We start from the raw sequence: 7,208 nt of genomic DNA on the forward strand, positions 1-7,208 counted from the left end.
CTACTCCTTGTGGTACGAGGATGCGGCGGGCGCGGTGTGGCCCATGTCGCGCACGACGTCGGCGACGGGCTTGTCGTGCTCGGCCGCGGTGTCTCCGGCGAGGGCGATGGCCTCCGAGGCACGGGGCAGGCCCGCCGCGACCGCGGTGGCCTTGTCCTCCACGACCCCGGCCCGGTCCATCAGCCGGGTGCACCAGCCGACGAACACGCCGGGCACGTTCTTGGCGATCAGGGAGGCGCGCAGGCCCTCCAGGGCGGCCTGGAGGCGCTGGCAGCGGTCGGCGACCTGCAGGGCGTGCTCGGCGCCCGCGAGGATCTCCTCCGCCATGTCCTTGTCCGCGTCGATGACGTCGTAGACCGTCAGGTCACTGTCGCCGAACTGTGTGTTGCCCACCGGCGGGGCGGTTCGTGCAGGCGCTCCTCCGGGCATCGGGATCGCCTCCTTTCTCGTGTTCTTCGGTGCCGGCGAGCTGGTGCTCGGCGGCGGTGCTGAGGGAGTGGGGGGAGCCGGGGTGGCCGGCGGTGTCTGCGGCGCGGCGGGGCCGGGCGGGAGACCCGGGCGCGGGGCGGCGACGTTGTCGATCCGGGGCTGGCGCCGCAGCGCCTCCGCCCGCGCCTCCGCGGCCCTGGCCCTGGCCTGGGCCTCCCAGTCGGTCCGGTGGAGCGTGGTCTTGTACTCCACCCGCATGCCGGGCGGCGGCCGCAGCCACTCCCCGTCCGCCCGCGGCTCCTCCCGCGGCGGCGGCCGGTGCTCGCGGGTGCGGCGGGACCGCGACCCGGGCCCGGACCCCGTCGCCCCGCCGGCAGACTCCGGCCCCGGGGTCTCAGCCCCGGCCGCCGAACCCTCGCCCCCGGGGGGCGGCTTCGGCGCCGTGGCCTTCGGCGGCGCCGTCGACGATCCCTTCGGTGCCCGCGGCTTCTTCTTCGAGCCGCCCTCGGGTTCGGTCTCGGCGTCCTCGGCCGGGGTGTCCTTCCTGTGCTTGCTCAGCACGGGCGGGTCGAGGTCCCCGCGCCGCTCTGTGAGCCGACGCTCCGCCTCTTCCGCGATCGACTGCCCGAGCGTCGTACGGTCCTCCTCGGCCTTCCGGGCCTTGCGCCGGGCCTTGCGGTCCGCCTTGGCGTCGGCCCGCTCCTGCCGGCGGGCCTCCCGGGCCGCGTCGCGGCGGGCGGCCCTGGCTTCCAGGCGCCCGTTGCGGATGCGGTCCTTCGCGGCCTGCCGGTCGTCCTCCGAGCCGTGCTTGCGGTCCCGGCCCTTGCCCCAGTCCTCCAGCCGGGCCGCCGACTTGTCCGCACGCCGCTGGTCCTTCGCCCGCTGCTTGTCCGCGGCCCGCTCCTGACGGCCGCGGACGCGCTCCAGGCTCGGGCTGGACGCGCTGGAGCTCGGCGACTTGGTGGACTTCGGACTCTTGGGGCCCGGCCCGGAGCCGTCCTTGCCCTTGCCCCCCGAGCCGTCCTTGCCCTTGCCGCCCGAGCCGTCCGGCCCCTTCGAGTTCTTGTCGCCGCCCTTGCCCTTGGCACCGGGGTCGTTCTTGCCGCCGGTTCCGGACTTCCCGCCGCGGCCGCCTCCGGTGCCGCCGCTCTCGCCGAACGTCCCCTTCGAGCCGCCCTTGCCGCCGCCCTTGTTCTTGGTGGTGGCGTCGCGGCCGAACTCGGTCGGTGACTGCACCCTGGCCTTCGCGCGGGCCTTCGCAGCGTCGTTGCCGATGGCCGCCAGGGCGGCCTCCTGCTCGGCGCGGTCCTTGATCCGCCCGGCCTTCGCCTTCGCCGCGGCCAGGCGGACGGGCGCCTGGTCCTGGAAGCGCTGGCGGCGGTCCTCCGCCCACTGCGTCATGCCGCGCAGGGCGGCAACCGCGATACCGATCGAGGCCACCATCATTCCGCCCAGGCCGGCCCGGCCCCGGCCGCCCTCGTCCTCTGCGCCGCCTTCGTCACGGGCTCCCGACCGCAACGCGGCCGGGAGCTCCGCCGTACTGCGCGACGGTGAGGCCGGGACCGGCGAGGGAGGGACCGCAGGTTCGGGGATCGACAGCGTCGGCAGGACCAGGGTCGGCGGGGACTCCTCGAAGCCCTCGTCCTCGTCCTCGTCCTCGTCGGTCACCGGCGCGGTGGGCGGGGCGGGCGGCATCGGTGGCAATGGCGGCGGCGGTGGGGGAGGAGGCGGGGGCGTGCCCCCGCCCGTCGGCCGGAACGGGAGCACCCGGCCGGGGGTGCCGTCGGTCTCGTCGCTCATGATTCCTTCCCAGAAAGGGTTGACAGACTGTGACCGCCTCGCGTACGCGCGCGCGTGTCCGTGCGCCCGTGTGTCCGCGCCTCCGCATTACGCGTGCGCGAGGCGGTCACAGCCCCAAATTGACCGGTGAATTGATTGAGCGGGCGGTCACTGTTCGTAGCGGGAGACCCAGACCGAGATCGTGCGGGCCAGGTCGTTCCAGACCTCCTCGCCGTTCTTCTCCCGCGTCGCGGCGACGGCCCGAGCCCGCTCCATCCACGACTCGGCCAGCCCGCGCGGCCCGCGCGCGGCCCGCTCCGCCTGACGGCGCTCGAAGTGCGCCCGCCGGTTGGCCGCCTGACGCTCCGCCTTGGTCTGCGCAGCCATCAGGCACCTCGCCGCAGGCCGTCGAACACGTCCCCGAACTCGTCCGTGGCCGTGGCCTTCGCGGGGGCGGTGCCGGGCTGCCCCGACTCGATCTCGGGGCGGCGGCCGGCCTTTTCCAGCTTCCGCTCCAGCTTCCGCTGGCGCTTCGCCTCCCGCTTCTCCGGCAGCTCCTCGTAGGAGCGCTGGTACCGCGCGTTGAACGCGACCAGGTCACCGACGGCGGACTCCACGTCGTCGGCGGCCTTGAACAGCGGCTTCGTCACGTGCCGGGCCCGCAGCGCGGCCTGGCCCGGCAGGTCGCCCTCGATGCTGTCCATCTCCCCTACCAGAGCGGCCATCTCGCGGGCCAGGCGCCGCAGATCGTCGACGATCGGCAGGAGCTGTGCCCTGCGCTGCTCCAGGTGAATCGCCCGGTCGGCGGGGGTCTGCAGGTGATCCGGGGTCCATTTACTGCCGTTCATGTCTCTCTCCTGACAGGGAAAGGGGCGGGGCCACCGCCCCCTGGAGAGGCACGGCGGCAGCCCCGCGGTTACGGGGGGGGGAGGGCTGCGCCGCCGGGATACCCGGCTCAGGCGCGGATGCGGGCGCGCTCGACGGCGCGGACCTGGTTGCGGACGTACTCGGGGCCGGTTACCGGATCGAGTGCGAACTGCCGGGCAACCTCGGCGTGGGAGACCTCGGCACCGGAGTCCATGAGCTCGCGCACCCGGGCACGGATCGCCTCACGCGTCTCGGCGGACGGCGCGTTACCGGACGCCTTACCGGACCGACTACCGGATCCGTTACCGGACGCTTTACCGGACCGGCTACCGGACCCGGTACCGGACGCCTTACCGGACCGACCACCGGATGCCTTACCGGGCCGGTTACCGGATCCGGTAGAGCGCGAATTACCGGACCGGCTACCGGATCCGGTAGGCGGCTGGCACTGCGCGCACTCGTGCTCGCAGTCACCGGCGCAGGGCAGCAGACGCTCGTACGCGTCGCAGGAAAGGTCCTTGCACGAACCGTCGCAGTCGTCACCGCACTGGGGGCGCTCGGCGCCCGGCTCGTCGGAACGTTCCTTGTCGTGGTCGAGCAGGCCGTGCACCCGCCACACGACCGTCACGAAGACCAGCACGACGCCCACGATGAGCTCCTGGGGACCGTGCGACTTCGGGTCGGCTAGGTGCGCGGTGATGTTGGCCGCGGCCATGATGCCCAGCGCCCAGGGCACATCGGTCTTCCGGCGGAACGCCGAGATCGCGTAGATGTCGATCGCGACGGGCAGCATCGGCGCCGCAGCCTCGTTGAAGCCGACCAGGCGGGCGAGCGAGTATTCGCCCTGCGCTGTCAGCCCTACCGCCGCCACCAGCCCCAGCCAGGGCAGGCCGCCCCAGAACCGGTTGGTGACCGACCGCCGCCGGGCAGCCCACGACTTCTTCGTCGCCGCGGCCGCCTTCAACTTCTCGTACTTGGCATCGGCGCGGCGCTGCATCTTCGCGGCACGGTCGGTGGCTTCGACCGCGTCCGCCAGCAGCTCCTTCCGCTCCTCCTCCACGCCGGCAAGGACCTGCGCCGCGGCCGAGTGAGCGTCCGCCTCGGCGACCCGGCGCATCTCCGTCAGCTCGGCATCGAGCCGGGCACGCTGCTCCTCGCGCTCCGCCTCCAACTGCTCGCCGAACGCGTCCGCCTGCTCCTGGAGCGCGGCGCGGGCCGTCGCCGCGCTCTGGCGGTCCCGGTCCAGCGTCGCCTGGATCTCCGCTCGCTGCTCAGCGAGTTCTTCGCCCAGTTCCAGGTGAGCGCGGCGGCGCATCAGCTCCACATCGGATTCGGCCGCCTGACGGATCGCGTATGTCTCGGCCGCCTGCCGCTGCGCCTCGTCGAGGATCCGGGCGGCGTCGGCAAGCGCGGTCTTGTAAGCGGTCTCCGCCGCCGCCCGGCGCAGCGCCATCAGCCGCTCCGCCTGCTCGGTGGCTTCCGCCAGGACCTGCTGGGCACGCTGCTCAGCCTCCTCCCGGAGGGCCGCGGCGGCGCGAACGGCCTGTTCCTGGATGGCGTTGGCGGCTCGGGTGGCCTGGGAGCGGCGTCGGCCCGCAGCCGCCCGTGCGGAGGTAACGGTGGTTTTGGCCTGCTGCCGGGCGTCGTCCCGAATGCCCTGTGCCTCCTGGGCCGCGGCGGCGCGCACACCGTCCGCGTCCGCGGCCGCCTGCCTCAGCCGGCCGCCAGCCTCCTCCGCGGCCTCGCCCAGGACCTGCCGGGCGTCGGCGGCCGCCGCCCGGCGGATTACTCCGGCTTGCTCCTCGGCGCTGCGGATCAGCGCCGCTACTTCGTCGGCCGCGTCCTTCGCCGCGGCAGCGCGGGCAGCGTCCGCGTCCTCGGCGGCCTGCCGCAGCCTGCGGCCGGCTTCTTCGGCGGCCTCGATCAGGGTCTGCCGGGCGTCGGCGGCCGCTCCTCGGCGGATCAGCACCGCGGCTTCGTCGGCCTGGGCAGTCAGCGCTGCGGCCTTGTCGGCTGCGGTTCGCCGGACCTCGTCCACGATGTCAGCGGACTGAGGACCGCCCCCCGCCCGCCCCGCCGTACGGGGCCCCGGCGTCTTCTTCGGCGGAGCGTTCCGGGACGCGGACGCCGCCTTCTTGGCGCCGCGAGTAGCTGTGGCGGCCACGCCGCCTCCTTTCCATACGAGGTGGTCCTGCACCGGTCGACCGGTGCAGGACCACAGGGAGATGGGGGATCAGGTCACCGAAGATCATCGGGCCTTCGGGGTACGAGGTTCTGGTGCGTCTCGTAGTCGGCGGCCGTCCAGTGGGCAGGGTCGCCGCGCTCCGCGCGGAACGCGGCCGCGGTGGGCGAGGGCGCCCGCCAGGACTCCTGGAGCTCGAAGTGGGCCAGCCACTGGTCGGTCGTGGCTCCCGCCAGATACAGGCGCTCGACCATCCGCTCCAGCCGCGGGGTGACGTCGTGGTCCCAGGTCAGCACCGCAGCCGCCGTTGCCAGCAGCACGTCGGTGCCGCCTTCCAGGCGGGCGATCGCCACGATCTCGATACCGGTGAGCTGCGCGGCGCCGACCATGGTGCCGGCGGCCACCGCGAACGGGACCACGTTGCGGACCGTGAACCGCGCGGCGCGGGCGAGGAGGTAACGGGTGCTCATGCCTGCACCTCCACCGCGACCTCGTCGCCGACCCGCGGGGCCTGCGTGATGGCCCAGCCGTCCGGCACAGCCCCGGGCACCCCGCGGTCCGTGTGGTGGTAGCGCTCGGCGAGGTCCTCGACGTGCGGCGGGGGCTCGGTCTCCGCCAGCCGGTGCGTCGTAGCGATCCAGCCCTCCCGGCGGTCCTTGTCCGCCGGGGTCGGCCCCCACGGGCCGTCGCCGATGGACGGATCGGCCGCGCGGGCAGCGTCCTCGGCCGCCTTACGGGTGCGGTGGGCACTGTGCACCAGGCCGTCACGGACCAGCACCTCGACCGGCGCCTCAGCGGCCCGCCAGAAGTGGTCGATGACGTCCAGGAGCTGCTTCTCGACCGTCCGCAGCGTGGCCGCCTCCGCGATGACCCGCGTCAGGTCGGCCGCCAGCTCGTTCGCCCGCTGCGCCTCCGCACGCAGGTCGTTCGTCAGCACGGCGGCCCGCTTCTGGGCCAGGAGGGCGCTGTCGTCGACCGTGCGGTCGAGGTCGTCACGCTCGCTCTTGATGCGGGCGAGCCGCAGCTGGACCGCGGAGACGCGGGCCTCGGCCCGGTCACGCTGGCCGACCAGCTCGGCCAGACGCCGCTTGGTGATGAAGCGAATCATGCGGAGTACCCCCTGACGGTGCCCGTACGCGGGCGGGCGAAGTGGTGGACGGTGAGGCGGACGGCGCAGCGAGCGAGAAGGCCGGCGGCCGCAAGGACGACCGCCGCCTTCATCAGCGCCGCGGCGGCGACGGCGACGGCAACGAGCGCGGGCTCCAGCACCAGGCCGACCCCGAGAGCCAGGCCCAGCAGGACACCGACCAGCACGGCCAGCGCGGCGGGGTGCAGCTCGTCGACGCGCTCCAGCAGCCTCCGCCGCAGGCGGTTGAGGTGGATGCGGTCCATCACTGCACCCCCGGGACGGCTTTGCCCGAGCCGCCGGACGAGCGCTGGTTGTCCTCGGCGACCCGCCGGGACAGCTCCTCGCGGTCCTCCGACCGCGACATGTCGCCGCTCATGCCGCTCGCCCCGCCTTCTGGGCCTCACCGTCGAGCACGTCGTCGAGGTCGGCATCGACGGCGGCGATCAGCGCCTCCAGCTCGGCGACGGTGATCTGGGAGGAGTCGACGGTGATCTTCAGGCTGACGTCGCCCTGGCAGATCGTCCCGGTGACCGTGCACCGCGACGGGGTGCGGGTGAGCGCGCTGTGCTCCAGGTCCCGGACCAAGGCCGGGAGGAGGCCGACCACCGGGGCCGGCACGTTGAGCTCGACCGTGATGCGGCCCTGGCGGGGGATGATGACCTCGACGTCGACGCCGAGGCGGGCGAGGTCCCGGACCTCGCCCCGGACGCCCCGCGCCTCCTCGACGATGTCGTCGACCGCGTCGACCGCGTCGACAACAGCCCAGGGGCGCAGGGGTACAGCAGCAGCTGCGATGATGCTCATGCGGATCGGCTCCTAGTT

At 73.9% G+C, this 7,208-nt stretch carries 8 protein-coding genes; all 8 read right to left on the reverse strand.

The genetic code is table 11. From position 1 onward, the window contains the following. Positions 1–2,229, reverse strand: a complete 2,229-nt coding sequence (locus ACZ4M8_RS29550; protein ID WP_467613009.1) for a hypothetical protein — start codon at positions 2,227–2,229, stop codon at positions 1–3. A gap of 147 nt (positions 2,230–2,376) precedes the next feature. Next, the gene (locus ACZ4M8_RS29555; RefSeq protein ID WP_467613012.1) at positions 2,377–2,595 is read right to left on the reverse strand and encodes a hypothetical protein; all 219 of its coding nucleotides are present in this window, start codon (positions 2,593–2,595) and stop codon (positions 2,377–2,379) included. Then, entirely contained in the window at positions 2,595–3,056 is a 462-nt protein-coding gene (locus tag ACZ4M8_RS29560; RefSeq protein WP_467613015.1) for a hypothetical protein, read from the reverse strand. The genes ACZ4M8_RS29555 and ACZ4M8_RS29560 overlap by 1 nt, the downstream gene beginning before the upstream one ends. 107 nt (positions 3,057–3,163) lie before the next feature. Continuing rightward, positions 3,164–5,239: a coiled-coil domain-containing protein gene (locus ACZ4M8_RS29565; RefSeq protein ID WP_467613017.1), complete on the reverse strand. Its 2,076-nt coding sequence runs from the start codon at positions 5,237–5,239 to the stop codon at positions 3,164–3,166. A 74-nt stretch (positions 5,240–5,313) separates the two neighbouring features. Further along, the gene (locus tag ACZ4M8_RS29570; protein ID WP_467613019.1) at positions 5,314–5,727 is read right to left on the reverse strand and encodes a hypothetical protein; all 414 of its coding nucleotides are present in this window, start codon (positions 5,725–5,727) and stop codon (positions 5,314–5,316) included. Beyond that, positions 5,724–6,365 carry a hypothetical protein gene (locus tag ACZ4M8_RS29575; RefSeq protein ID WP_467613022.1) on the reverse strand — a complete coding sequence of 214 codons (642 nt, stop codon included), beginning with the start codon at positions 6,363–6,365 and terminating at the stop codon, positions 5,724–5,726. The genes ACZ4M8_RS29570 and ACZ4M8_RS29575 overlap by 4 nt, the downstream gene beginning before the upstream one ends. Beyond that, the gene (locus tag ACZ4M8_RS29580) at positions 6,362–6,649 is read right to left on the reverse strand and encodes a hypothetical protein (RefSeq protein ID WP_467613025.1); all 288 of its coding nucleotides are present in this window, start codon (positions 6,647–6,649) and stop codon (positions 6,362–6,364) included. Before ACZ4M8_RS29580 ends, ACZ4M8_RS29575 begins: the two co-directional genes overlap by 4 nt. A gap of 109 nt (positions 6,650–6,758) precedes the next feature. Continuing rightward, positions 6,759–7,190: a hypothetical protein gene (locus tag ACZ4M8_RS29585; RefSeq protein ID WP_467613028.1), complete on the reverse strand. Its 432-nt coding sequence runs from the start codon at positions 7,188–7,190 to the stop codon at positions 6,759–6,761. Positions 7,191–7,208: the final 18 nt, after the last annotated feature.

The organism is Streptomyces sp. NPDC027185, from assembly GCF_055567035.1.

Excerpts from the sequence above, each read along its gene's own strand:
- ACZ4M8_RS29550 (WP_467613009.1), bottom strand. The coding sequence starts at position 2,229 with ATGAGCGACGAGACCGACGGCACCCCCGGCCGGGTGCTCCCGTTCCGG.
- ACZ4M8_RS29555 (WP_467613012.1), bottom strand. The coding sequence starts at position 2,595 with ATGGCTGCGCAGACCAAGGCGGAGCGTCAGGCGGCCAACCGGCGGGCG.
- ACZ4M8_RS29560 (WP_467613015.1), bottom strand. The coding sequence starts at position 3,056 with ATGAACGGCAGTAAATGGACCCCGGATCACCTGCAGACCCCCGCCGAC.
- ACZ4M8_RS29570 (WP_467613019.1), bottom strand. The coding sequence starts at position 5,727 with ATGAGCACCCGTTACCTCCTCGCCCGCGCCGCGCGGTTCACGGTCCGC.
- ACZ4M8_RS29575 (WP_467613022.1), bottom strand. The coding sequence starts at position 6,365 with ATGATTCGCTTCATCACCAAGCGGCGTCTGGCCGAGCTGGTCGGCCAG.
- ACZ4M8_RS29580 (WP_467613025.1), bottom strand. The coding sequence starts at position 6,649 with ATGGACCGCATCCACCTCAACCGCCTGCGGCGGAGGCTGCTGGAGCGC.
- ACZ4M8_RS29585 (WP_467613028.1), bottom strand. The coding sequence starts at position 7,190 with ATGAGCATCATCGCAGCTGCTGCTGTACCCCTGCGCCCCTGGGCTGTT.